This is a genomic window from Pseudomonas sp. CFBP 13727, from assembly GCF_014841915.1.
Lineage (GTDB): Bacteria > Pseudomonadota > Gammaproteobacteria > Pseudomonadales > Pseudomonadaceae > Aquipseudomonas > Aquipseudomonas baltica.
This window is the reverse complement of sequence record NZ_JACYUT010000006.1, coordinates 223,610-247,822: the sequence shown is the minus strand read 5'-3', so window position 1 is coordinate 247,822 and position 24,213 is coordinate 223,610. Positions and strand designations below refer to the sequence as shown.

Annotated in this window: 21 protein-coding genes; 17 read left to right on the top strand and 4 right to left on the bottom strand. The window is 64.6% G+C overall.

The features are described 5' to 3' along the window. The first annotated feature begins 6 nt into the window (after positions 1 to 6). From IFT76_RS18785 to IFT76_RS18750, 8 genes are all read left to right on the top strand, one after another. The gene (locus tag IFT76_RS18785) at positions 7 to 1,725 is read left to right on the top strand and encodes an ABC transporter substrate-binding protein (RefSeq protein WP_192059767.1); all 1,719 of its coding nucleotides are present in this window, start codon (positions 7 to 9) and stop codon (positions 1,723 to 1,725) included. Beyond that, positions 1,722 to 2,657, top strand: coding sequence for an ABC transporter permease (locus IFT76_RS18780; protein WP_122477624.1), 936 nt, complete (start codon positions 1,722 to 1,724; stop codon positions 2,655 to 2,657). The genes IFT76_RS18785 and IFT76_RS18780 overlap by 4 nt, the downstream gene beginning before the upstream one ends. Before the next feature lie 49 nt (positions 2,658 to 2,706). Continuing rightward, positions 2,707 to 3,993 (top strand): acyl-CoA dehydrogenase family protein, encoded by a 1,287-nt coding sequence (locus IFT76_RS18775; RefSeq protein ID WP_192059765.1) that lies wholly within the window; start codon positions 2,707 to 2,709, stop codon positions 3,991 to 3,993. A 20-nt stretch (positions 3,994 to 4,013) separates the two neighbouring features. Next, the gene (locus tag IFT76_RS18770; RefSeq protein ID WP_122477628.1) at positions 4,014 to 5,345 is read left to right on the top strand and encodes an LLM class flavin-dependent oxidoreductase; all 1,332 of its coding nucleotides are present in this window, start codon (positions 4,014 to 4,016) and stop codon (positions 5,343 to 5,345) included. A 33-nt stretch (positions 5,346 to 5,378) separates the two neighbouring features. Then, a complete protein-coding gene (locus IFT76_RS18765) occupies positions 5,379 to 6,431 on the top strand; it encodes an NADP(H)-dependent aldo-keto reductase (protein ID WP_122477630.1) in 1,053 nt (350 codons plus the stop codon). Between the two features lie 27 nt (positions 6,432 to 6,458). Further along, positions 6,459 to 7,349, top strand: a complete 891-nt coding sequence (locus IFT76_RS18760; RefSeq protein ID WP_192059764.1) for an ABC transporter permease — start codon at positions 6,459 to 6,461, stop codon at positions 7,347 to 7,349. After that, entirely contained in the window at positions 7,346 to 9,004 is a 1,659-nt protein-coding gene (locus tag IFT76_RS18755; protein ID WP_192059762.1) for a dipeptide ABC transporter ATP-binding protein, read from the top strand. Before IFT76_RS18760 ends, IFT76_RS18755 begins: the two co-directional genes overlap by 4 nt. Before the next feature lie 154 nt (positions 9,005 to 9,158). After that, positions 9,159 to 10,982 (top strand): ABC transporter ATP-binding protein, encoded by a 1,824-nt coding sequence (locus IFT76_RS18750; RefSeq protein WP_244647978.1) that lies wholly within the window; start codon positions 9,159 to 9,161, stop codon positions 10,980 to 10,982. A gap of 109 nt (positions 10,983 to 11,091) precedes the next feature. Here the strand turns inward: IFT76_RS18750 and IFT76_RS18745 are convergent, their stop codons facing one another. Together IFT76_RS18745 and IFT76_RS18740 are read right to left on the bottom strand one after the other, a co-directional pair. Continuing rightward, the gene (locus IFT76_RS18745) at positions 11,092 to 11,376 is read right to left on the bottom strand and encodes a type II toxin-antitoxin system RelE/ParE family toxin (protein WP_122477635.1); all 285 of its coding nucleotides are present in this window, start codon (positions 11,374 to 11,376) and stop codon (positions 11,092 to 11,094) included. Then, positions 11,366 to 11,608 (bottom strand): CopG family ribbon-helix-helix protein, encoded by a 243-nt coding sequence (locus IFT76_RS18740; protein ID WP_122477637.1) that lies wholly within the window; start codon positions 11,606 to 11,608, stop codon positions 11,366 to 11,368. Before IFT76_RS18740 ends, IFT76_RS18745 begins: the two co-directional genes overlap by 11 nt. Positions 11,609 to 11,922: 314 nt before the next feature. On the opposite strand from IFT76_RS18740, the gene IFT76_RS18735 reads away from it, so the two are divergent. The 5 genes from IFT76_RS18735 to IFT76_RS18715 are packed head-to-tail and all read left to right on the top strand — an operon-like array spanning position 11,923 to position 18,415. Further along, a complete protein-coding gene (locus IFT76_RS18735) occupies positions 11,923 to 13,590 on the top strand; it encodes an ABC transporter substrate-binding protein (protein ID WP_192059761.1) in 1,668 nt (555 codons plus the stop codon). Continuing rightward, complete coding sequence (locus tag IFT76_RS18730; RefSeq protein ID WP_122477640.1) at positions 13,587 to 14,579, top strand: ABC transporter permease; 993 nt, start codon at positions 13,587 to 13,589, stop codon at positions 14,577 to 14,579. Before IFT76_RS18735 ends, IFT76_RS18730 begins: the two co-directional genes overlap by 4 nt. Further along, the gene (locus IFT76_RS18725; RefSeq protein WP_192059758.1) at positions 14,576 to 15,439 is read left to right on the top strand and encodes an ABC transporter permease; all 864 of its coding nucleotides are present in this window, start codon (positions 14,576 to 14,578) and stop codon (positions 15,437 to 15,439) included. The genes IFT76_RS18730 and IFT76_RS18725 overlap by 4 nt, the downstream gene beginning before the upstream one ends. Continuing rightward, a complete protein-coding gene (locus IFT76_RS18720; protein ID WP_192059756.1) occupies positions 15,436 to 17,148 on the top strand; it encodes a dipeptide ABC transporter ATP-binding protein in 1,713 nt (570 codons plus the stop codon). The genes IFT76_RS18725 and IFT76_RS18720 overlap by 4 nt, the downstream gene beginning before the upstream one ends. 46 nt (positions 17,149 to 17,194) lie before the next feature. Beyond that, on the top strand, positions 17,195 to 18,415 hold the full coding sequence (locus IFT76_RS18715; protein WP_192059754.1) for an acyl-CoA dehydrogenase family protein: 1,221 nt from the start codon (positions 17,195 to 17,197) through the stop codon (positions 18,413 to 18,415). A 157-nt stretch (positions 18,416 to 18,572) separates the two neighbouring features. On the opposite strand, the gene IFT76_RS18710 is transcribed toward IFT76_RS18715, so the two are convergent. Beyond that, a complete protein-coding gene (locus IFT76_RS18710) occupies positions 18,573 to 19,673 on the bottom strand; it encodes a sigma-54 interaction domain-containing protein (protein WP_192059752.1) in 1,101 nt (366 codons plus the stop codon). A 473-nt stretch (positions 19,674 to 20,146) separates the two neighbouring features. Between IFT76_RS18710 and IFT76_RS18705 the strand changes: the two genes are divergently transcribed. The 4 genes from IFT76_RS18705 (at position 20,147) to IFT76_RS18690 (ending at position 22,953) form a co-directional block, all read left to right on the top strand. Next, the gene (locus tag IFT76_RS18705) at positions 20,147 to 20,959 is read left to right on the top strand and encodes an energy transducer TonB (protein ID WP_192059750.1); all 813 of its coding nucleotides are present in this window, start codon (positions 20,147 to 20,149) and stop codon (positions 20,957 to 20,959) included. 80 nt (positions 20,960 to 21,039) lie between these two features. Continuing rightward, positions 21,040 to 21,765 carry a MotA/TolQ/ExbB proton channel family protein gene (locus tag IFT76_RS18700; protein ID WP_192055378.1) on the top strand — a complete coding sequence of 242 codons (726 nt, stop codon included), beginning with the start codon at positions 21,040 to 21,042 and terminating at the stop codon, positions 21,763 to 21,765. A gap of 1 nt (position 21,766) precedes the next feature. Further along, positions 21,767 to 22,168: an ExbD/TolR family protein gene (locus tag IFT76_RS18695; RefSeq protein WP_122477651.1), complete on the top strand. Its 402-nt coding sequence runs from the start codon at positions 21,767 to 21,769 to the stop codon at positions 22,166 to 22,168. Positions 22,169 to 22,494: 326 nt separating this feature from the next. Beyond that, positions 22,495 to 22,953, top strand: coding sequence for a YfcE family phosphodiesterase (locus IFT76_RS18690; protein ID WP_192059749.1), 459 nt, complete (start codon positions 22,495 to 22,497; stop codon positions 22,951 to 22,953). A gap of 10 nt (positions 22,954 to 22,963) precedes the next feature. On the opposite strand, the gene lldD is transcribed toward IFT76_RS18690, so the two are convergent. Then, entirely contained in the window at positions 22,964 to 24,097 is a 1,134-nt protein-coding gene (lldD, locus tag IFT76_RS18685; protein ID WP_122477655.1) for an FMN-dependent L-lactate dehydrogenase LldD, read from the bottom strand. Positions 24,098 to 24,213: the final 116 nt, after the last annotated feature.

Sequence of the window (24,213 nt, the reverse complement as noted above, 5' to 3'; positions counted from 1 at the left end):
CGACCCATGACCTCGACCTTCTTCGGCTGCGCCTTGATCGGCGTGCTGTTCACGCTCTCGGCCTGTTCGCCCGCTGCCGATGCGCCAGCCACGCCGGTGGCGCAGGCACCGAGCACCGACGGCATCGTCAATGGCGATCTGATCAGCTACCCCGCCTCCGACTACCACGAAGAGGAACCCGGCAAGCGCGGCGGGACGCTGCGCGTGACCACGGCCGCCGACACCGGCACCTTCGACGTCCATGCGATTTCCCATGGCAACGTGCAGTGGTTGGGGCGAGTGCTGTACGACTGCCTGGTTTACCAGGACGAGGAGGGCAGGGTCTCGCCCTGGCTGGCGAAATCCTGGGAAGTGTCCGAAGACGGCAGGACCTACACCTTTCACCTGCGCGAGGGCGTGACCTTCAGCGACGGGGAGAAATTCAATGCCCAGGCGGTGAAGATCAACCTGGAACACATGCGCGATCCCGCGACCAAGTCGCCCTTGGCGGCAGCCTATATCGCGCCGTATGACCAGGGTCGGGTGATCGACGAGTACACCTTCCAGGCGACTTTGCGCGAACCCTATTCGCCGTTTCTCGACGTGCTGGCGCAGTCCTGGCTGGGGATGATTTCGCCGAAGCAGATCCTAGAAGCACCCAAGTCGATCGCCGAGCACCCCGTCGGCTCCGGGCCGTTCGTGCTGCAGAGCTATACCCGCGACCAGGGTGCGGTGTTCACCCGTCGCCCCGGCTACGACTGGTCGCCACCGGTGACTCGCCATCGAGGCGAGGCCTACCTGGATCGCATCGAGCTCAGCTTCGTGCCCGAGGCGATGATCCGCTTTACCTCACTCCAGGCTGGGCAGTCGGACCTGACGCTGGACGCGCCGCCGCAGAACGCCAAGGCCATTCGCGCCTCCACCGACCTGACCCTGCGCAGCCGCATTCGCAAGGGCAACCCGTTTCGCAGCCTGACGTTCAACGTCGAAAAGGCGCCGTTCGATGACGTGCGGGTACGTCGCGCGGTAGCCAAGGGCATCGACCGCGAGGGCCTGGCCTGGATCATCGGGTTCGGCGAATACCGGGTGAAGGCGGATTTTCTCGCCGCCAATACGCGCTACTACGACCCCACGTACAAGGATGTGCTGGCCTACGACGTCAAGGCCGCCAACGCCTCGCTCGACGACGCCGGCTGGACAGAGCGCGACGCGCAGGGGTACCGCACCCGCAACGGTGAGCGGCTGGGCGCGACCCTGCTGGCAACCGAAAGCGCGAGCTTCTCCAGCAGTGTTGCGGTGGCGATTCAGGCGGACCTGAAGAAGCTCGGTTTCGAGTTGCGCATCGAACTGCTGCCGCTGGCCCAGGTTACCGACCGCCGTTATGCCGGCAACTTCCAGGTCATGGGCGGTGGTTACTGGCACACCAACACCCCGGACGGTCTGTACATCCTTTACCACAGCGATTCCATCACTTCGGAAAAACGTATCGGCCAGAACGGCGGGCGTTTTCGCGATGCCGAACTGGATCGACTGTTGGCCGCAGCCCGACGCAGCCACGACCCGGCTCGTCTCGAACGGCTGTACAGCAAGGCCCAGCAACGCCTGGCCGAACTGGTGCCGGTGGTGCCGTCGTTCGAGAGCCATGTGCTGGTCGCCTACTCGAACCGCCTTGCCGGGGTGATTTTCGACACCTCGCACAACACGGTCTTTCTGCCCAGCCTGTGGCTGCAAACGGAGGCGAAATGAACACTGCTCTGCGCAAGGTGCTCTGGCGCCTGCTGGCTGGTATCGGCGTCCTCTGGGGAGCCGCGACCCTGACTTTTCTGGCCATCAACCTGAGTGCCGGTGACCCTGCACTGGCCATTCTCGGCGGTCCGGAATCCATGCCGACCCCAGAGATGATCGTGCGGGTACGCGCCGAATACGGCCTCGATCAGCCGCTGATCGTGCAGTACGGCCACTATATCGCTCGCTTGGCTCAAGGCGATCTGGGCGAGTCCTACCGTCTGCGCATTCCGGTCACCCGGGCTATCGGCGCACAGATCGGCGCCACCGTGCAGCTGTCGATCTGCGCGGCGCTGGTAGCCGTGATCCTGTCGGTCATCAGTGCGATCACCACGGCCAAGCGCAGCCCATGGGTGCGCTCGCTGGTATCGGGATCTGAGCTGGTGTTGTCGTCGGCGCCCTCGTTCGTCATCGGCATTCTCCTGCTGCTGGTGTTCGCCTTTCACTGGCACGTGCTGCCGCCTTCGGGGTCGGGTAGCTGGCAGTCGTTGATCCTGCCGACCCTGGCGCTGGCCCTGCCGATTGCCGCCGTACTGACCCAGGTGTTGCGCCAGGAGCTGGAAGACATTCTCGACCAGCCTTTCATTGCCATGGCCCGCGCCCGCGGCATGTCCGAAACCGGTGTGCGCCTGCGCCACGCCTTGCGCCATGCCCTGGTGCCGCTGGTGACCCTGGCCGGTTTCGTCTTCGCCAGCCTGCTCGGCGGGGCGGTGGTGGTGGAGCTGCTGTTCTCCCGCCAGGGCATCGGCCGGCTGATGCTCGATGCGGCCAATGCCAAGGACGTGCCCATGGTGCTGGGCATCACCCTGTTGGCAGCGGCGATCTATGTGGCGGTGAACCTGGTGGTGGACCTGGTGAACCACTGGATCGACCCGCGAGTGAAGCCCGCATGACCCGAACTTTCACGGCTGCCAGGCGGCCCGATGACGCAAGGAAAAGACCATGAGTGTTGAACAGCGTACCGGCGGTTTCCCGCTGGCCCCCGACTATGCCCGCCTGCGGGCCCCCTTTGCGCCAATCTTCACGCGCATCGAGGAGACTGCACTGGCCCGCGAACAGCAGCGCGAACTGGCCTTCGAAGCGGTGAGCTGGCTGCGCGAGGCCGGTTTTGGTGCCTTGCGTGTGCCAAGCGAGCAGGGCGGCGCGGGCGCCACCCTGCCGCAGTTGTTCGAGCTATTGATCGAGCTGGCCGAGGCGGACTCCAACCTGCCGCATATCCTGCGCGCGCATTTCGGCTTCGTCGAAGGCCGCCTGTCCCGCGATGAAGCCGAGTCGCAGGCGTACTGGCTGGCCAAGGTGGTGGCCGGTGACCTGTGGGGCGCGGCCATGGCCGAGCGCACCGACACCAGCAAACAGAGCGTGACCCTGACGGCCGAAAGTGAGCAGCGCTGGCGCCTGGACGGCAAGAAGTTCTACTGCACCGGCACCCTGTACGCCGACTGGATCGCCGTGTCGGCGCTGACCGGTGAAGACTTCGTCAGCGTCTCGGTGCCCACCACCGCGCCAGGCGTGAGCCGCGACGACGATTGGGACGGTTTCGGCCAGCGCCTGTCGGGCAGCGGCACCACGCGTTTCGACAATGTCCCGGTGCCGTCCGAGTACGTGTTGCGTCGCTATGCGGCCGGCGAGCAGCGTCCCGAGTCCTATATTTCTGCCTTCTATCAGCTGTTTCACCTGGCGACATTGGCCGGCATTGCCCGCGCGGTGCTGCGCGACGCCAGCGAGTTCGTCCAGGGCCGGACCCGTGCCTTCGGTGTGCCGGGCCAGTCCAGTCCCAAGGACGATCCACTGGTGCAGCGTGTCGTCGGCCGCCTGTCGAGCCTGGCCTATGCCGCGCAGACCCAGGTACTGGCGGTGGCGCAGGTGCTGCAGAACGTCCACGAAGCCGAACGCGCCGGGCAGGCCAGTGAAGCCCACTACACCGAGGCCGAGGTGCGCGCCTTTCAAGCCCAGCAGATCGTTCTGGAGCAGGTACTGGAAGCCACCACGTTGTTGTTCGAGGTGGGCGGTGCATCGGCCACCAGCCAGTCGCGGCGCTTGGACCGGCACTGGCGCAACGCGCGCACGCTGGCCTCGCACAACCCGGCGATCTACCGCGAACGGGCGCTGGGCAACTACTACCTCAACGGCATCAGCCCGAATGCCGCCTGGCGCGCTTCGCAGGCCGAGCACGCCGCCGCCCGATCCGAACCGGTCGCTGCTCTGCACGACGAAGCCAGCGCCGTCTGAACCGCCTTCAAGGAACCGCCATGAGCCCCAAACCGCAAATGAGCATCGGCATGAACATCCTCGGCTTCGGCTCGCACTCCGCCGCCTGGCGAATGGGCGAGGTGCCGGCCAATGCCTACCTGGATGCCGAGTACTACTGCAACATCGCGCGCATCTCCGAGCGTGGCACGCTGGACGCGATCTTCCTCGCCGACGGTCCGGCATTGGGCGGCGACGTGGCGCAGCACCCGGCTGGGCGCCTCGAGCCCACGGTACTGCTGACGGCCGTGGCCCTGGCTACGCAACGCATCGGCGTGATTGCCACGGCATCGAGCACCTATAACGACCCGTTCAACCTGGCCCGGCGTTTCTCTTCGCTGGACCATATCAGCGGCGGCCGAGCGGCGTGGAACGTGGTGACCAACGCTGGCGATGCCGCCGCGCAGAACTTTGGCCTGGCCGGTGCGCCGCTGCACGTGGACCGCTATGCACGCGCCGACGAGTTCATCGACATCACCCTCAAGCTGTGGGACAGCTGGGAGGACGACGCCATCATCGGCGATGCCGTCAGCGGCCGTTTCGCCGATCCGGCCAAGGTACACACGCCCGATTTCGTCGGCAAACACTTTTCGGTCAAGGGGCCGCTCAACCTGCCGCGCTCGCCCCAGGGCCGGCCGGTGCTGGTGCAGGCCGGCTCGTCCGAAGGTGGCAAGGCGCTGGGCTCGCGTTATGCCGATGCGATCTTCACCACCCAGACCACCCTGGAAGACGGCCAGGGCTTCTATCAGGAGATGAAACACCGCGCCCGGCAATGGGGGCGCAACCCGGCGCACCTGAAGATCATGCCAGGGCTGTCGACGGTGATCGGCAGCACCGAGGCCGAAGCCCATGCACGTTTCGATCGCCTCAACGATTTCTACGGCGAAGAAGGGCTGCTGTATCAGGTGGCCGCGCGGGTGGGGTTGAGCGTCGCCGAGCTGGACCCCGATGCGCCGTTGCCCTGGGACAGGATCGGCCCGGTGGCATCCTTCGAGCGCGGCTCGCACGGGTTTCTCGAAGCCCAGCTGAACCTGGCGCGCCGGGAAAACCTGAGCATTCGCCAATTGTCGCGGCGCATTCTGGTCGGCCACCGCTTGCTGGTCGGCACCCCGGAGCAGGTCGCCGACACCCTCGAGCATTGGTTCCTGGCCGGTGCTGCCGATGGCTTCAACATCATGCCGGACATGTTTCCGTCCGGCGTCGAAATCTTCGTCGATGAGGTGGTGCCGCTGCTGCGCCAGCGCGGTGTTTTCCGCCACGAGTACAGCGGCCACACCCTGCGCGATCACCTGGGCCTGCCGTATCCGGCCAGCCAGTACGCACGCAGCGCCTGAACCTTTCATGCCCGCAACGGACCGATTCGAACCATGAAATATCGCACCCTTGGCAATACCGATCTCAACGTCAGCCTGCTGGGCCTGGGCACCATGACCTGGGGGCATCAGAACAGCGAGCAGGACGCCCATCGGCAACTGGACCTGGCCCTGGCGCACGGCGTCAATCTGATCGACACCGCAGAGATGTACCCCACCCCGACCCATGCCGAAACCTGGGGCAGCACCGAGCGCTTCATCGGCACCTGGCTGCAGCGCAGCGGGCGCCGCGCCGACATCGTGCTGGCCAGCAAGATCATCGGCCCACCGCGCCAGCCGGGCACCGGCGGGCATATCCGTGACGGCCTGACCCGCCACGACCGCGCCAACATCACCGCAGCACTGGACGGCAGTCTCAAGCGCCTGCAGACCGATTATCTGGACCTCTACCAACTGCATTGGCCCGATCGCACCACCAACATCTTCGGCCAGCGTGAATACCCGTACGTCGAGGACAATGGCAGCGTCGCCATCGAAGAGACCCTGGAGGTGCTCGGTGAACTGGTCAAGGCCGGCAAGATCCGTCACATCGGTGTGTCGAACGAGACCCCTTGGGGCGTTGCGCGCTTTCTGCAGCAGGCCGAGCAGCGCGGGCTGCCGCGCATCGCCAGCGTGCAGAACCCCTACAGCCTGTTGAACCGACTGTACGAAGGCGGGCTGTCGGAGTTCAGCCATCGCGAAGGGGTAGGGCTGCTGGCCTATTCGCCGCTGGCATTCGGCACGCTTACCGGCAAATACCTGAACGGCGCGCGACCACAGGGCTCGCGGCTGACGTCGGTGTATCGCACCTTCAACCGCTACGACAGCGAGTCGGCCAGCCGCGCCATCACTGCCTACGTGCAGTTGGCCAATGACTATGGCTACACCCCTGCGCAATTGGCGCTGGGCTTCGTCGCCCGGCAGCCGTTCGTCAGCAGCGTGCTGACCGGGCAGACCAGCGAAGCGCAGTTGCAGGACAACTTCAGTGCGCTGGACATCGAGTTCACCCCGACCCTGCTGGACAAGATCGCCGAGATCCATCGCGCGACCCCCAACCCGGCGCCTTGATCGGTACCAGCCCTACGGAGAATCGCCATGGCAATCAGCTCATCACTCACGGTGCTGGGTCCGGTACCCGCAGGCACGCTGGACGCAGGCATCGATCACCCTCGGGCGCGCACCCGGCTGCGGCCGGGACTGGTACTGGCCGGCGCGTTCGTTCTGCTGCTGATCGTGGCAGCCATCGCCCCAGGCCTGCTGACCACGGTCGATCCACTCGACGCTGTGGCACGCCATGCGTACCGAGCGCCCGACGCCGTGTACTGGTTGGGCACCGACGAAAACGGCCGCGACGTCCTCAGCCGCCTGATCCATGGCGTGCGTCCGTCGCTGCTGCTGGGCTTGGCGGCCACGGCCATGGGTTTGGCGCTGGGCACCTTGCTTGGCCTGGTTGCAGGCCTGGGGCCGCGCTGGCTCGACGCCGCAGTGATGCGTGCGGTGGACGTGCTGCTGGCGTTTCCGGATCTGTTGCTGGCCTTGGTGATCATCACCTTTTTCGGCCAGGGCACGTTGAACCTGATCATTGCCGTCGGGATCGCCAGCGTGCCGCGCTACGCCCGCCTGGTGCGTGCGCAAACCCAGGTGGTGCGCGGTGCTGGCTACGTGGAAGCGGCGACGACGCTGGGCCTGGGTCGCGCGGCGGTGATCTGGCGACACGTGCTGCCCAATGCGATCAAGCCGATCCTGATCCTGGCCACCATCGGCATCGGCGGCAACATCACCGCTGGGGCGGCCTTGAGCTTCCTGGGTTTCGGCGCGCCGCCGCCCGCGCCGGAGTGGGGCACCATGCTCGCCATCGGCCGCAACTTTCTCGCCAACGCGTGGTGGCTGGTGGCGTGGCCGGCGCTGGCGATCACCTTTACCGTCATCTCCATCACCGCCATTGGCCGTGAACTGCTGCGTCGCAGCGAAGGAAAGCGCTTATGAATGCCATCGTCAATCCGCCGCAGCCGCTGCTCGACGTGCAAGACCTGCACGTGGCGTTCAGCGCCCACGCGCAACCGGTGATCCGCGGCATCAGTTTTCAGCTGGCCGCCGGCGAATGCCTGGCGCTGGTGGGCGAGTCCGGCTCGGGCAAGAGCGTCACCTCGCGTACCTTGGCCGGACTTACCGGCGCGCATTCCGAAGTGCAGGCCCGGCGCTTGTCGTTCGCCGGGCGTGATCTGCGCACGTTTCGCGAAAAGGACTGGTTGCAGTTGCGCGGTGCCCAGTTGGGTTTCGTCATGCAGGATGCGTTGGGGGCGCTTGACCCGCTGCGGCGAGTCGGTCAGGAAATCGCCGAGCCGTTGCGCCTGCACACCGAGATGAAGCGCCGGCAGCGCGAGTTGCGTGTCATCGAGCTGTTGCGTTCGGTCGGCGTTCCCGAGCCCGAACTGCGCGCACGCCAGCATCCGGGCCAGTTGTCGGGAGGGCTGCGCCAGCGCGCGTTGATTGCCTCGGCCATCGCCTGCAACCCCCGCTTGCTGATCGCCGACGAACCCACCACGGCGCTGGACGCGACCGTTCAGGCGCAGGTCATGAGCCTGCTCGAATCGCTGCGCGGCGAGGACACCGCCATGCTCATCGTCAGCCATGACCTGGCGGTAGTCGCGCGCCTGGCCACGCGCATAGCAGTGATGTACCGCGGGGTGATCGTGGAGCAGGGTAGCGTCGATCAGATTCTGCGCGACCCTCGCCATCCCTATACCCAGAGCCTGTTGGCAGCCGGTACCGCGGTGCATTTCCGCCGCGCCTACGGCGACTCGGCCGCGGCCGCTGCGACGCCTGCAGCCGGTGAAGTCCTGCTGCGAGCCGAGCACCTGAGCAAGTCTTTCCAAGGCCCGGACGGGCGTGTGCGCACGGTGGTGGCGGATGTTTCGCTGCGCCTGGAGCGCGGTCGTACGCTGGGTATCGTCGGCGAGTCCGGTTCGGGCAAGACCACCCTGACGCGGATGATCCTGGGGCTGGAGCGTCCCGACAGCGGCGACGTGTGGATCGACGGCCAGCGCTGGTCCGATCTGGACAACGCCCAGCAAGCTCGGGTCCGGCACAGCATTCAGGTGGTGTTCCAGGATCCACTCGGCTCGTTCGATCCGCGCTATACCGTGCAACGGGTCTTGTTCGAAGCGCTGCAAGTGGCGGGGCATCCACGGGCGACCTGGGACGCTCGGGCCGAGCGCTTGCTGGCGCTGGTGAAAATGGATGCTGCGGTGCTCGATCGGCGGCCCATCGAATTGTCCGGCGGGCAGCGTCAACGCGTTGCGATCGCCCGCGCGCTGGCGGCCGAGCCACAGATTCTGGTGTGCGACGAGCCGGTGTCGGCGCTGGATGTGTCGGTGCAGGCGCAGATTCTGCAATTGCTCGACGATCTCAAACACCGGCTGGGGCTGGCGTGCCTGTTCATTTCCCATGATCTGGGGGTGATCAACCACGTTAGCGACCATGTGCTGGTGATGAAGGACGGCGAAGTGGTGGAGGCGGGCGCAGTGCGCCAGGTCCTCGACCGGCCGCAACACCCTTACACCCAAGCCCTGCTCAGCGCCGTACCGACCTTGCAGACCGGCGCCTTGCGCGCGCTCACCTATCTGCCCCTGGCGATCTGAACGAACACCCCGGACGCGGCTCGCGCCGCTGCTACACGGTTTGCGCGTTCCTCTGTAGCAGCGGCGCAAGCCGCGTCGGCGGCATACGCGGTGCACCAGTAGAAACGCAACATCCCGGACGCGGCTCGCGCCGCTGACACTTGGAGACTATCGTTTGAAACCCTCGTACAAGGATCGTCAACACGCCCTGCGCAGCTGGAACATCCAGTCGCTGCCGGACACGCCCTTTGCCTTTGCCCGCTTCTTCGTCGGCCATTTCCGCGGTTGGTACCTGGCGATTCTCCTTTTGCAGGTCGTGGCGGTCACCTGCACGGTGCTGGTGCCCTGGGTGCTGGGGCAGATCACCCGGGTGGTGAGCCACGCCAGCGCGGCGACCCTCGACTGGCAGACATTGAGCCAACCTCTGCTGCTGTTCGCCGGCCTGTTGCTGCTGGAAATGCTGTGCACCCGTGGCGCCACCGGTGCGCACATCCGGGTGCTGCCGCTGCAGCGACGCACCGTGACCCATGCGGTTTACGCTTACCTGCAGCGTAACTCCCATCGCTTCGTCAGCAGCGAATTCGCCGGCGCCCTGGCGCACAAGATCTCCGAAGTCTCCATGGGCGTAGGCCAGGCGCTGGCGCTGTTGCTGTTCGACCTGATTCCGTTGCTGGTCACCCTGACGCTCGCCGTGGCGGTACTGGCCACGGCCTCGGTCTGGCTGGCGCTGTTCATGTTCGGCTGGTCGGTGTCGTTCATTGCCGTGTGCTATTTCCTGGCCAAGCGCAGCCATCCGTTGTCCCAGCAATACTCGGCGGCGCGCAGTACCAGCAACGGCAAGGTGGTGGATGCGGTGTCCAACCTGACCAACATTCGCCTGTTCGCCCGGCACTCGTTCGAGCATCGCTACCTGGGCGATTACCTGGACCGCGAGCTGAAAGCCGCAGGCCGTTCGTTTGGCTACATGGAGAAGATTCGCTGGTTCCAGTCGATCTGCGGGTTGTCGCTGAAGGTCGGCATGCTGCTGATCGCCCTGTACCTGTGGCGCCTGGGCAGCATCGACATCGCGACCTTCGTGATGGCTACCAGCCTGTCGCTGTTGATCATCACCGACGTGGCCAACCTGTCGCGGCGTTTCCTGGACTTCTTCGAGGCCACCGGCAATATCGCCAACGGCGTGCGCACCCTGATCCGCCCCCATGAAGTGGTGGATGAGCCCGATGCACAGCCGCTCGCCGCCGTGCGCGGCGCCATCGAGTTCCGCGATGTGAGCTTCGGCTATTCGCCGCAGAAACCGGTGTTCGAACACCTGCAGTTGTCGATCCCGGCGGGACAGCGGGTGGGTTTGGTCGGCACGTCCGGTTCGGGCAAGTCGTCGCTGCTCAATCTGCTATTGCGCCTGTACGACGTCAATCAGGGCCAGGTGTTGATCGACGGCCAGGATGTGCGCAGCGTGACCCAGCATTCGCTGCATCAGCAGATCGGTCTGATTCCTCAGGAGCCGGGCCTGTTTCACCGCAGCATTGCCGAAAACATCAACTACGGACGGCTGGATGCCAGCCCGCAGGAATTGGCACAAGCCATCCACCGCGCCGGCGCCAGCGCGTTCATCGACGGCATGGACCAGGGCGCGGATTCGCTGGTCGGCGAACGCGGTGTGAAGCTTTCCGGCGGCCAGCGCCAACGGATCGCCATCGCCCGCGTGCTGCTCAAGAACGCACCGATCCTGGTGATGGACGAGGCGACCTCGGCGCTGGACTCGATCACCGAGCGTTTCATTCAGGAGAAACTCGACGAAATCATGCAGGACAAGACCGTGATCGTCGTGGCCCACCGGCTCTCGACCGTCGCCCACCTGGACCGCATCCTGGTGTTCGAGGACGGCCGTATCATCGAAGACGGCTCCCACGATGACCTGCTGGCAAAGCAGGGCCAGTACTTCCGCCTATGGAGCCGCCAGGCACAGAACGCGTACGACGAAGAAGTCGCATCGGCTTAGCCTGATCGTGATTCGCCGCAGAATAGCGGTGTGTGGGGCGAGTTATGTGCCTGCTGAAGCTATTGCACAGCGAGGGCATTCAGGATTGCCCTCGCCAAGGTCGTGCACGTCACCAGTTGGAGCGTGGCCGCTGCCTTGTGTGGAAGATCCCGAGGATCTGCAGGCGATCGCCACAAATCCGGTACGGAATCAGATAGGACCAGTTCGGAACCGCCCACTCGCGTGTGTGTTTGACCCGACCCTCGCGTCCCATCGTAGGAAACTGCGCGAGTTTATCAACACTTGCGAAGATTGCATCTGCGAAATCATCTGCAGCTTTCGGATTTTCCAACGCAATGTAGTTGGCTTCGTCCTCTAGGTTCTTGAGGGCCTTTTCCAGCCATTCAACCCTCATTCCGACTCCAACGCCGGGCACGCATGGCCGCTACTCGTTCCTCATCGGCAAATTTGCCGTTGTCGGCTTCCTTTACCGCCTGCTCGATTTGCGCTGTCAGTGTTTTTTCATGTTCGATGTAGTCGCGAAGGACGTCCATGGCTAGATAGCTCGCGCTCTGGCCATGGCTCTTGGCAAGGTCCGAAAGAGAGTTGGACAGATCTTCCGGAAGGTTCAGCGATATACCGGTCATGGCAACCTCGGCGTTGAGTGGTGGTGAATATATTACACCGCAAAACCCCTTGAGCATTGGCGGGTTGTCGCGAGGTATGTATGAAGCCGCTCGCGACAGCGGCTTTTTCCGACGGTAGTCAAATCAAATAATCCAGCACTCCAAAGGCTCCGGCACAGCAACTGTCTGCCAGGCAACACCCATTCAACAAAATGCCTCGTCCCTTCATTCACACAGCGCTGGAAAGCCCCGCAACAACGGGGCGGAGCAGTCGGCATGGCTTGTGCAATCACCCCTTGTGAGCTTCAGCATCGACACAAGGCGCAACCCGACCCATGCCAGACATTCATTCGCGTTCCCCCGCAACACCCCCCGCAGGCATCGCGTGGGCCAGCCTGTTGGCCGTCAGCTTGCTGCTGGGCGGTTGCGACAACCATCTCACCAATGCCGCACGCACCGACACCCCCGTCAGCGGCGGCACGTTGATCTATGCCACCGACCGCGAGCCGACCTGCCTGGACCCACATGTAGCCGGCGACATGCCGCAAGTGTTTCTCGCCCAGCAAGTCCTCGATTCACTGGTGTCGATGGATGCCGAAGGTCATATCGGGCCATGGCTGGCGAAAAGCTGGGAGATCTCTCCCGACGGCCTGACCTACACCTTCCACCTGCGCGACGACGTGCGCTTCACCGACGGCACGCCGTTCAACGCCGCGGCGGTGAAGGCCAACCTCGACCACATGGCCAACCCCAAGACCCAGTCGAGCACCGCGGGCGGCTACATCCGTCAATACCAGCGCACCGATGTCCTCGACGGCTACACCGCCCAAGTGCACCTGGCCACACCCTACGCGGCATTCCTGGAAGTGCTGGCGCAAGGTTTTCTCGGCATCGAATCCCCCGAAGCGCTACTGCGCTCGCGTGATGTGAACTGCGAAAGCCCGGTAGGCACCGGCCCCTTCAAGGTGGTGCGCTGGGACCGTCAAAGCCAGGTCGTGCTTGAACGCAACCCGCAGTACAACTCGGCGCCGCCCACGGCCCGGCACCAGGGGCCCGCGTATCTGGAGCGCATCGTCTGGAAGTTCATCCAGGAGCCGTCCGTGCGTTTCGCGTCGCTGCAGGCCGGTGAAGTGGACGTGATCGAAGCGCTGCCACCCGAATCCCACGAAGCGGCGCGGCGCAACCCGGACCTGCAACTGATCATTGCCCAGCGCCCCGGCAACCCCACCAACGGCACCCTGAACATCCGCCGTGCGCCGTTCAACGATATCAAGGTGCGCGAGGCCTTCGTGCGCAGCGCCGACATCGAAGGTGCCTTGAAAAGCGTCTACTTCGGCGAGTTTCCCCGCGCCGGTGGTCCGCTGAGCAACGCCACGCGCTTCTACAGCCCCGACTTCGAACACGCCCAGGATTACCATCCGGCACGTGCGGCACAACTGCTCGACGAAGCCGGCTGGACCGGTCGCGACGAGGACGGCTATCGCCTCAAGGACGGCAAGCGCCTGCAGGTGAGGGTGATCCTCGGCAACCGCACGCCGCCATCGGAATTCACCTTGTGGGAGCAGGTTCAGGCCACCACGCGGCAGGCCGGCATCGAACTGATCATGGAGCAGATGAGCGATGTGCAGGCGACCAAGCGCCAGGCCGATTGGGATTACGACATCCGCGTCGGCTACTGGAATACCAACACCGCCGACGTGCTGCGGATCATCTTCAGCAGCGCGTTCATCCAACCTGCGGGTGTCGGCGGCTATCACCAGAACACCGCAGGCTTCAGCGATCCGCAGTTCGACGATCTGGTGCAACAGGCACTGGCCACTCAGGACGCCAGCCAACGCCAGGCGTTGTACCGCCAGGCGCAAGCCGTTGCCTCCAGCCACTACCTGCAACTGACCACCTACCCGCAAAGCACTCGGCTGGGCATCTACAAGACGACCCAGGGGGTTCGTCTGGAACCCTCGCTGGCCGTGACCTACCTCTATGACGCCTGGGTGAACAAATGACCACGACACGCGTAACCGTCGCGCCGCCGGACCCGCGCCGCCAGCGTTTGCTTCGCCTGGGCCGCCGCGCGGCCGTGCGCCTGGGCGGTGGACTGCTGGTGTTATGGGCGGTCGCGACGCTGACCTTCTTCGCCCTGCGGCTGATGCCGGGCGATCCAGTGCAAGCCATTCTGGGTGGACCCAGCGGCAACCCGACCCCGGAAACCATCGCCGAGGTCACCCGCGAGTACGGCCTGGACCGGCCCCTGGCGGTCCAGTACGGGCTGTATCTGCTGCGCCTGGTGCAGGGCGATCTGGGCGTTTCCTACTCCCAGCACATGCCGGTCACGCGGGTACTGGCCGAGCAGGCCGGGGCAACCCTGGAACTGACGCTCAGCGCGCTGCTGCTGGCGTGGCTGCTGGTGCTGGCCCTGACCGTGTTCAGCGCAGGTCGCCGCAGCTGGGTCGGGCGCCTGGCGTCCCTGGCTGAAACCCTGTGTGCGGCCCTTCCGCATTTCTGGCTGGGCATCGTGCTGCTGGCGGTGTTCGCCTTCGGCCTGCGCCTGTTCCCACCGGCAGGCAGCGACGGCTGGCGGACCCTGGTGCTGCCGACGATCGCACTGGCGGTACCGCTGGCCGGGTTCATCGGCCAGGTCACCCGCGAATCCCTCGAGCTGACCCTGGAGCAACCCTTCGTGCTGACCGCGCGCACCCGTGGCCTGAGCGACGCGGCAGTGCGCTTCAAGCACGCGCTGCGCCATGCCGTCTTGCCGGGGGTGTCACTGTCGGGCTGGGCGATCGGCGCGCTGATCAGCGGTGCCGTGGTGATCGAAGTGATCTTCTCGCGCAGGGGGCTGGGCCGTCAGTTGTATCAGGCGGTGCAGCTTCAAGACTTGCCGTTGACCATCGGCATCAGCCTGGTGGTAGCCGCCGGTTACGTGCTGGCCAACATTCTCGTCGACCTGGTGTACCAGTGGATCGACCCACGGCAGAAGGAAACCCTGGCATGAGCGATCTGACCCTCGAAAGCCCGGCGCGGCCGCTGCGCAGCCAACGTCGACCTCTACGAATCCGCTGGGGCGCAAGTCTAGCCATCGCCTTCCTGGCGCTGGTGATCGTGGCCGCGCTGGTACCGCAGCTGTTCGCTCACGGCGACCCGCTGGCCATCGTCCCGCGCGACGCCTTTCATCCACCTGGGTGGGCGCATTGGTTCGGTACCGACCAGTCCGGTCGCGACATCTATTCACGGGTGATTCACGGCGCGCGCCTGTCGCTGTTCGTTGGCCTGGCCGCGACGGCCCTGGCGATGAGCATCGCCATTGCCCTCGGTCTGCTGGGCGGCCTGGGCGGGCTGCGCACCGACCGCGGCGTGGGCTGGTTGCTGGAAGTGCTGTTCGCCTTTCCCAGCCTGGTGCTGGCGTTGCTGTTCGTGGCCATTTTCGGCAGCGGTATCGGGCCGCTGATCATCGCCACTGGCCTGGGCGCGGCGCCCGGGTATGCGCGGATGGTCCGTGGCCAGGTGCTGGCGGTGCGCAACGCCGGCTACATCGAAGCGGCGCGCGCCCTGGGCCACCCGACTCGCCGCATCATCCGGCGACAGCTGCTGCCCAACGCCATGCGCCCACTGATCGTGACCCTGACCATGGGCGTCGGTCAGGCCATCGTCTGGGCCTCGGCGTTGAGCTTCCTCGGCCTGGGCGCGCGGCCGCCGACGCCGGAGTGGGGCACCATGCTGTCGATGGGCCGCGACTTCATTGCCAACGCCTGGTGGCTGACGTTTTTCCCCGGGCTCTTCATCGTTCTCACCACCTTGTCGACCACCGTTGCCGGTCGCTATCTGCAACAACGCCTGGAGGGTCGCCTGACATGAGCCACAAGACGCTGATCGTCGAAGGCCTGAGCGTCGAGTTCGCCGGGCAGAGTGTGGTGCGTAACCTGTCGTTCACCTTGCCGCCGGGCAAGACCCTGGCCTTGGTCGGCGAATCCGGATCGGGCAAGAGCGTCACTGCGCGCAGCCTGATCGGCCTGGCCGGGGAGGGCGCGCAGGTGCGGGCACGGCGCCTGCAATACGGCGATCTCGACCTGCTGGCCTTGAGCGACCGCCAGTGGCGTCGGGTGCGCGGCAAGGACATCGGCTTCGTTCTGCAGGATGCCTTGGTTTCGCTCGACCCGCTGCGGCCGGTCGGCAAGGAAATTCTCGAAGTATTGCAGACCCATGGTTGGGGCGACCGTGCCTCCTGTGCCGGGCGGGTGCTGCAACTGCTGGAACGGGTCGGCGTACCGGAACCGGCCTTGCGTGCCCGCCAGCGCTCTGGCGAGTTGTCCGGCGGCCTGCGCCAGCGTGCGTTGATCGCCAGCGCCCTGGCCCCGGATCCTGGGCTGGTGATCGCCGACGAGCCGACCACCGCACTGGACGCTACCGTCCAGGCGCAGATTCTCGGGGTACTGCAGGAGATCAAAGCCCAAGGCAGTTCGTTGCTGATCATCAGTCACGATCTGGCGGTGGTGGCGCAATTGGCCGACGAGGTACTGGTGCTGCAGCACGGTGAAGTGGTGGAGCAGGGCAGCATGCATCAGGTGCTGACCGCGCCGCGCCATCCCTACACGCGCAGCCTGCTCGATGCGGTGCCGGCCGAGCATGCGCGTGGCACTCGGCTCAGCCCAGGTGAGCGTACCGCCACGATCGCCCGCACGCCGTGCCTCGATCAGCCGGTGCTGTTACACGCCCGTGGCCTGGGCAAGCGCTACGTAGGGCCTGATCAACAGGTACGCCAGGTGGTCGACGGCGTCGATTTCGAACTGCGTGCCGGCCAGACCCTGGGCATTGTCGGCGAATCCGGTTCGGGCAAGACCACCGTGGCGCGCATGGCCCTGGGGCTGCTCGAGACAGACGATGGCCAGGTGCGTTTCCTCGATCAGCCGTGGAACGGCAGCGCCGACGCACGGGTCGCCGAAAGCCAGCGCCGAGCGCTGCGGCGTGACATCAGCGTGATCTATCAGGACCCGCTCAGTTCGTTCGACCCGCGCTGGAACGTCGGGCAGATTCTTGCCGATGCGCTGGACGTGGCCGGCGTCGTCACCGCCGAACAAGCGCCGCACATCCGCCGCCTGCTGCAACAGGTGCGCCTGCCTGCCGAGCTGGCCGCGCGTCGGCCCCTGCAGTTGTCCGGTGGCCAGCGCCAGCGGGTGGCGATTGCCCGCGCCATTGCCAGCAACCCCAAGGTCATCGTCTGCGACGAGCCGGTATCGGCACTGGATGTCTCGGTACAGGCCCAGGTGCTGGATCTGCTCGCTGATCTGCAAGCCGAGCTGGGCCTGGCCTACCTGTTCATTTCCCATGATCTGGGCGTCATCCGCCATGTCAGCGACGAGGTGCTGGTGATGCGCCATGGCCAGGTGGTCGAGCACGCGCCGGTCGAGCAGTTGTTCGAGTCGCCACAGCACCCGTATACGCAACGCTTGCTGGGAGCGGTGCCACGGCTGCCCAGTGCCGGCGTGCCGTTGCAGGTGCCCCCACTGGAGCCGGAAAACGCCGTGCTGCTGTTCGATGAATCCCGCTTGTGGAAGATCGCCATCTGAAGGCGTCGCGCTGCTCCTTACACCCATTTCAAGACAGGAACCGTTCATGACTCAAGCTGCGAAAGTCACCCCTTCCACTGCACCCGAAGCGCCGCTGAGCGTGGCACAGTTGCTGGCACGCGCGGAGCAACTGCTGCCGGACATCGCTGCCGGCGCCGCGGCGCGCGAACGTGATCGTCAACTGCCTTACGAGGCCGTCGCGCAGATTGCCCAGGCGTTGCTCTATACCCTGCGTATTCCCGCTCGTTACGGCGGCCCTGGCGGCTCGGTCAAGGACGTCATCGGCCTGCTGGTGCGCATCGCTTCGGCAGATTCCAATGTGGCTCAAGCGCTGCGGCCAGGTTTCGCTTTCATCGAAGGGCTGCTGGTGTCCCGAGCCGAAGGCGCCGAGCAGGAACGTCAGCTCTGGTTCGCCCGTTACCTGCAAGGGGCAGTGCTGGGCAATGCCGGATGGGAAGTAGGCGGTGTCAACGGCGCGATCAGTGCGCGCATCGTGCGCGAAGGCGACCACTACCGCGCCAACGGCAGCAAGTTCTACAGCACCGGGTCGCTGTACGCCGACTGGATCAGCGCGGTGGCGTTGGACGAGCACGACCAGCCAGTGTCATTCATGCTGCCCCGTGACCGCGAAGGGTTGGTGCTGCTGGATGACTTCGATGCCATGGGCCAACGCTTGACCGCCAGTGGCACGACGCGCCTGGACAACGTGCAGGTGTATGCCCATGAAGTACGCGCACGCACGGTGGAAGAGGGCAAGCGTACGCTGGTGACGCCGTTCCTGCAGTTGTTCCTGGCCTCGGTGCAGGCCGGGATCGCGCGCAATGCGCTGAACGATGCAGTGGCGTTTGCGCGCAATCATGCGCGTCCGATCAAGCACAGCAGTGCCGCTCAATCGGTGGATGATCCGTATGTTGCGTTGAGCGTGGGCGAGATTTCAGCGCGCGCCTATACCGCCGAGGCGTTGGTGCTCAAGGCTGCCGAAGCGATCGATCGCGCCTGGGGGGCCGGGCTCGACCCGGCGGCGGTGGATGAGGCGGCGATCGAGGTCGCGCAGGCGCAATACATCGCGGCCGAGTGCGCGCTCAAGGCGGCGGAACGGATATTCGATGTGGGCGGTGCCTCCACCACCGGGCGTGGTCACAACCTGGACCGGCATTGGCGCAATGCCCGCACAGTGGCCAACCACAACCCCCGCGACTGGAAGGCCGCAGCGGTGGGCACCTGGCAGCTCAAGGGCACGCCACCGCCAACCTCGGGATTGTTCTGAAAGACAGTCGACCCGACATCCACCGTAGGAGCGGTCAGCGGCCGCGAAGGCTTCACCGCGCAGTGCCTGCTACACCGCAACGTCCTTTTCGCGGCCGATGACCGCTCCTACGGTTTTCTCTGTATGCAGGAACGGTCAGCGGCCGCGAGTGGCTGGTTCAGATTGACAGCCTGAACACCCGAGCATCGGGCTGATCGGAAACAGCACGCCTTTTGTTCACCGCCAGTTCGCCCATCTTGATCAGCCTGGTGCGGGTCACGTTGCGGCTCAGGCCCAGCAGGTTGGCGGTGTGCACCTGGTTGCAATGGCTGAAGCGATAGGCAGAGCGCAGCAGGGCCTCCTCGACTTTCTCGTGCAGGTCACCGACCTGCTCGTCGAACAGCCGCTGGAACAGCCGATCCAGTGAAGCCTCCACCGAATCGTCCACTGCCGGGCTGTCATCGGCGCGTTCGATGCGCATGTTCGACAGGCGCAGGTCGTCGCGCTCGATCACGCCGTTGCGGCAGATCAGCAAGGTGTGGTGAATGACGTTCTCGAGTTCGCGAATATTGCCTGGCCAGCTGTAGTGCAGCAGCTTGTGCTCAGCCTCGGGTGACAGCGTCGCCTGTTTGTAGCCCAGACGCTTGCAGTACACATCGAGGAAGTGCCGGGTCAACGCGATGATATCGCCGGGCCGTTCGCGCAGTGGCACCAGCTCCAGGCTGACCACGTCCAGCCGGTAATAAAGATCCTCGCGAAAGTTGCCGGCATTGATGGCTTTTTCCAGCAGCACATTGGTCGCCGCTAATACCCGAACATCAATGGGGATGCTCTTGCGCGAACCCAGGCGTACCACTTCGCGCTCTTGCAGTACGCGCAGCAATTTGACCTGGATGGGCATCGGCAGGTCGCCGATTTCATCGAGAAACAGCGTCCCACCGTTGGCCTCCTCGAACCATCCGGCTTTGGCTGTCAGCGCGCCGGTGAACGCGCCTTTTTCGTGACCGAACAGCTCGGCTTCCACCAGCGACTCGGAAAACGCTCCGCAGTTGACGGCCACGAACGGCTTGTTACGCCGCCCACTGAGGTTGTGGATATGGCGCGCGACCAGCTCTTTGCCGGTGCCGGTTTCACCGATGATCAGCACGCTCGCCTCGCTGGGCGCAACTTGCTCCAGATGCGCCAGCAAAGCCTTGGACTTCGGGTCTTCGAACACCTGGGCAGTGGCGCGAATGGAGGTGGCGAGGGCAGGCGATGGGGGGAGTGTCAAAAGCTGCATGGCGACGCCTTCAAAGTGCAGAGTAAAAAGAATGAGTCGATCTAAAGCCACATCTGCGCTGCCTGGGCAGCCACTGCGACACTGAAGGGGATACTAAAGGATATAAAAAACGATCGTTAAATACCTTATGAGCATTAGCTTATGTCGTGACGTAAAAAACGTGACGGTCCGTCGATGCACCTGCTCGGCTTGCAAGGTCGTTGTCGGTAGAGCGCAACTGGTTAATTCTGCTGGAGAAATGAATATTTCTCGAATCAACCCGTTGTTGCCTGCGCAACAGCTAAGTTGTTCAGCTGTTCTGCAGTCAACAGTGAATTGCACGCGCTAAATCACAAACTTTCCCTTATGCCAGATAGGCAGTTTGGGATAACAAACAATTACTTTTCGAACCCGTCGAGTTTGAACATCATTCGCCCGCCGAAGAGGCCGATTGGACTTGTCTCTTCACGATCACCCGTCAACAGGAGTAACTGATGAATAACCTCAAGGCCGCCCTGGAGGTGCGGTGGCATCCGGTACCCGGCGATGTGCTCGACCTGGGCCGGGTGTTCCGCGAGCCCTTGGGCGAGCTGCGTCTGCAACGTGCGCCGAAGCGTATCCTTGGTCGTCGCGAGGGCGTGCTGCTGGGGGTGTTCGCGCTGGTGCTGCATGGGGCGGTGATCTATTGGATCAGTCAGACCCCGACACCGGCGCTGCCTACAGTGCCGCCGGAAATCCCACCCATGACGATCGAGTTTTCGCAGCCAGCGCCACCGCCGGTGGTGGAGACGCCACCGCCACCGCCCGAACCGGTCGCACCGGTTGTCGAGCCGCCACCGCCTGTCGAGGATGAACTGGCGGCCAAGCCAGCACCACCGCCGCCGCCCAAGCCCAAACCCCAGCCCGTGGTCAAGAAACCGGTGCCAAAGCCTGTGCCCAAACCGGTCGTGCAACCGCCTGCGCCGCCGCAACCCGTGGCCGCACCGACGCCGCCCACGCCGCCTGCACCCCCTGCGCCGCAACCGGTGACACCGGCCTCGGCCAATGCCGGCTACCTGCACAATCCGGCGCCCGAGTATCCGGCCCTGGCCATGCGTCGCAACTGGGAAGGGACCGTGCTATTGCGCGTTCACGTGCTGGCCAGCGGCAAGCCCAGCGAGGTTCAGGTACAGACCAGCAGTGGTCGCACCCAGTTGGACGACGCTGCGCTGGCAGCGGTGAAACGCTGGAGCTTCGTCCCGGCCAAACGAGGCTCCGACCCAGTCGACGGCTGGGTCAGTGTGCCAATCGATTTCAAACTGCGCTGAACAACGTTTCTTGCACCAAGCGGGCTACCTGACCAAAGGCGCGTCGCATTACTTATTGCCTTGCCACAGAGAGCCTCACCATGAATCTTCTGACAGAATCGCCATTCACTTCCGTCGAGCACTCGGTCATCTGGCTGCTCATCCTGTTCTCCGTTGCCACCTGGGGCCTGGCCTTGCTCAAAGGGCTGCAGTTCGCCCGGCTCAAGGGCCAGGATCGCAAGTTTCACAAGCAGTTCTGGGCCGCTTCCAGCCTCGATTCGGCCGCCCACCTGGCGCAGGAACAACCCGGTGCAGCGGCCCGTGTCGCGCAGTCGGGCTATGCCGCCATTCAGGTCAACGAGCAGGCGCACACCGATCTGAGCCAGGCCATCAATCATCAGGATCGGCTGGAGCGTGCCCTGCGTCAGCAAATCGTGCGTGAGCGGCGCTCGCTGGAGACTGGCCTTGCGGTACTGGCCAGCATCGGCAGCACCTCGCCTTTCATCGGCTTGTTCGGCACGGTGTGGGGGATCATGTCGGCGCTCAAGGGCATCAGCGCAGCCGGTTCGGCCAGTCTGGAAACCGTGGCAGGTCCCATCGGCGCAGCCTTGGTGGCGACCGGCGTGGGGATTGCCGTCGCGGTGCCGGCGGTGCTGGTCTACAACTATTTCCTGCGGCGCCTGAAGCTGACCGCGGCAGACCTCGATGACTTCGCCCATGACTTCTACAGCCTGGCGCAGAAGCATTCCTTCCGCGTACTGCAACATCCGGCGTTGGCTCGCAGTGGTACTGCGGCTTCCGGCCACAAAGTGAAGGAGGCATCCTGACATGGCCTTTTCGACTCAGGACACGGACGAAGTGCTCAGCGAGATCAACGTGACGCCGCTGGTGGATGTGATGCTGGTGCTGTTGGTGGTGTTCATCGTCACCGCACCGTTGCTGACCAATTCGATCCCGATCAACCTGCCCAAGACCGAAGCGGTGGCGCCTGCCGAGCAGAAGGATCCGCTGGTGGTCAGCATCGACGGGCAGGGGAAGCTGTTCATCAACAAGGATGAAATCCAGCCGGACCTGCTTCAGGTCAACCTGCAGAACGCCCGGCAGAAGGATCCTGATGTGCGGGTGCAGCTGCAGGCCGATGACGGCGTCAACTACGGCGAAGTGGCGCGGGCCATGGCCTCCATCGAAAAGGCGGGCATCACTAAATTGGCGGTGATCACAGCCAAGTAGCGTTATCGCCCTGTACCTGACACACCGCAGCGCCTGTTCGCGGTCACTGACCGCTCCTACGGAAGTGTCGGATCCCCCGTAGGAGCGGTCAGCGGCCGCGAAGGGCTGAACGCAGGATACCTGACCCACCGCAGCGTCTGTTCGCGACCACTGGCCGCTCCTACAGAGGTATTGGGTCCCCCGTAGGAGCGGTCACCGGCCGCGAAGGGTTCACCGCTCAGTAGTGGCAGGATTGCGGTAGGTTTTGCGGTCGATGGATGATCTTGGGGGAACCTGCCCAGGTAGATCACAGTCCAGATCCGCACAGCTCACCTAGGATATCGACAGTGAAAGTAGGCATCATTTCCGACACGCACGGCCTGTTGCGGCCCGAAGCGGTGGCGGCACTGCAGGGCTGCGAGCGCATCGTTCATGCCGGCGACATCGGCAAGGGCGACATCGTCCAGCAACTCTCCGCGATTGCCCCGGTGCAAGTGGTGTCGGGCAACAACGACGTCGGCATGGCCTGGGCCGACTCGCTCGCCGAGGTACTGCATTTCGAGCTAGAAGGCTGGCCCACCTTGTTGGTACACGACATCGCCGATGTACCCGCGGCGCTGCGCGAAGATACACGCCTGGTCATCACCGGTCATTCGCACAAACCGCTGATCCAGTGGCGCGGCGAGTGCCTGTACATCAACCCCGGCAGTGCCGGCCGTCGCCGCTTCAAGCTGCCCGTCACGCTGGTGGTGCTCGACATACAGCCCGACGCGGTGCACCCGCAACTGGTCCACTTGCTGCCGTGATGCCTACCGCTCAACGCACCAGCGAATCCGAACCGATCTCGCTGATCGACTTGGCCCCGGTCAGCACCATGGCCACCCGCATCTCCTTCTCGATCAACCCCAGCAGATTGCTCACACCCGCGCCTCCGGCCACCGCCAGGGCGTAGATGAATGCCCGACCCAGCAGCACCGTGTCGGCCCCCAGCGCGATCATCCGTACCACGTCCAGCCCGCTGCGAATCCCCGAATCGGCCAGGATTGCCAGATCGCCCTTCACCGCATCGGCAATCGCCGGCAAGGCCCGTGCGCTGGACAACACGCCGTCGAGCTGACGCCCGCCATGGTTGGACACTACGATACCGTCGGCACCGAAGCTCACGGCGTCGCGGGCGTCCTCGGGATCCAGAATGCCCTTGATGATCATCGGCCCGTCCCAGAACTCACGAATCCACTCCAGATCCTTCCAGGAAATCGACGGATCGAAGTTGCTCCCCAGCCAACCGATGTAGTCGGCAAGCCCGGTGGGATTGCCGCGGTAGGTGGAAATATTGCCCAGATCATGCGGACGACCGTGCAGGCCAACGTCCCAGGCCCACGCCGGGTGCGTGACGGCCTGCCACATGCGCCGCATCGGCCCGTTGGCGCCGCTCATGCCCGAGTGCGCATCGCGGTAGCGAGCGCCGGGCACTGGCATGTCCACGGTGAAGATCAGCGTCTTCACCCCGGCGGCGCGGGCGCGCTCCAGGGCGTTCTTCATGAAGCCGCGGTCCTTGAGCACGTACAGCTGAAACCACATCGGCCGGGTAATGGCCGGTGCGACCTCTTCGATGGGGCAGACCGATACCGTCGACAGGGTGAACGGAATGCCCTTGGCATCCGCCGCCTTGGCTGCCTGCACCTCGCCACGACGGGCAAACATGCCGCACAGGCCGATTGGAGCGAGCGCCACCGGCATGGCCAGCGTCTCGCCGAACAGCTGGGTTTCCAGGCTCAGCTCGGACATGTTGCGCAGCACCCGCTGACGCAGGGCGATGTCCGCCAGGTCACTGACATTGCGTCGCAAGGTGTGCTCGGCGTAGGCGCCACCGTCGATGTAGTGGAACAGAAACGGCGGCAGGCGGCGTTGCGCCGCGGCACGGTAATCGGTAGAGGCAGAAATGATCATGGGCGCGCCATCTCCCGGACGTGAAGAACGGCGCAGGCAGGACTGTTCGTTGGCATGGGTCGGATTCCCTGATTGTTGTTGGAGATCTACCGGGAGCAAGCTTAATTGGTAATACC